Annotated in this window: 1 protein-coding gene; it reads left to right on the plus strand. The window is 67.4% G+C overall.

Going from position 1 to position 322, the window contains the following annotated elements; all coding sequences use genetic code 11:
- Window positions 1–57: 57 nt before the first annotated feature.
- The coding region (locus tag ACZY1I_RS32270; protein ID WP_463761720.1) for a DUF222 domain-containing protein at window positions 58–322 on the plus strand (265 nt) is incomplete at its 3' end.

Consider the following 322-nt stretch of genomic DNA (forward strand, 5'->3'; position numbering starts at 1 on the left):
CGCGGCCGCCTGGCCGGCAAAGTCGATGCGATCGTGGCCCGCGAAGACCTCGACGCCGTGCACCGCCGCCAAGAACAGGCGAAAAGCCGTGACGTGTGGGTCGGCGGCGATTGTGACGGCACCGCCGAGATCCACGCCACGGTGAACACCTTGGACGCCATCGCGATCGATCAAGCGTTGAACAATCTCGCTGACACGGTGTGCCCGTATGACCCGCGGACCAAAGCCCAGCGCCGCGCCGATGTGTTCGGGCCGCTGGCCGTCTACTCCCAGCAGATGGCGTGTCAATGCGGGCGCCCCGACTGCGTGGCGACCGGATCCA

It is taken from the genome of Mycobacterium sp. IDUB_37, assembly GCF_055419245.1.